This is a genomic window from Staphylococcus pasteuri (genome assembly GCF_030547725.1).
GTDB lineage: Bacteria > Bacillota > Bacilli > Staphylococcales > Staphylococcaceae > Staphylococcus > Staphylococcus pasteuri.
Genome location: NZ_JAUOQO010000934.1, coordinates 1 through 237 on the forward strand (window position 1 = coordinate 1; position 237 = coordinate 237).

1 protein-coding gene is annotated in these 237 nt (G+C 46.8%); it reads left to right on the forward strand.

Going from position 1 to position 237, the window contains the following annotated elements:
- Positions 1 to 13: 13 nt before the first annotated feature.
- Positions 14 to 237 (forward strand): hypothetical protein (locus Q4528_RS15950; RefSeq protein WP_303522734.1); only part of this gene is annotated, 224 nt, incomplete at its 3' end.

Genomic DNA, 237 nt, shown 5'->3' on the forward strand with positions numbered 1-237 from the left:
GTACGAAGACGATATGTTTTATGTGGCCGGTTCCTACGGTGAGTATGAAAACCTGAGTCGGAAGTTTAGTACCTTAGCCGATAAAGCTAATGGTGTAGAGCTAATAGGTTTCTACAAAATCGATGGTGGTCTCTATCACGTATATGCCGGTTATAACGGTTTAGAGGATAAAACCAGTGGTAGCCAAGGCGAGTTAAGTTACGCCGCGGCGGGTGTGGGTTGGAAGCCAGGGCAAGT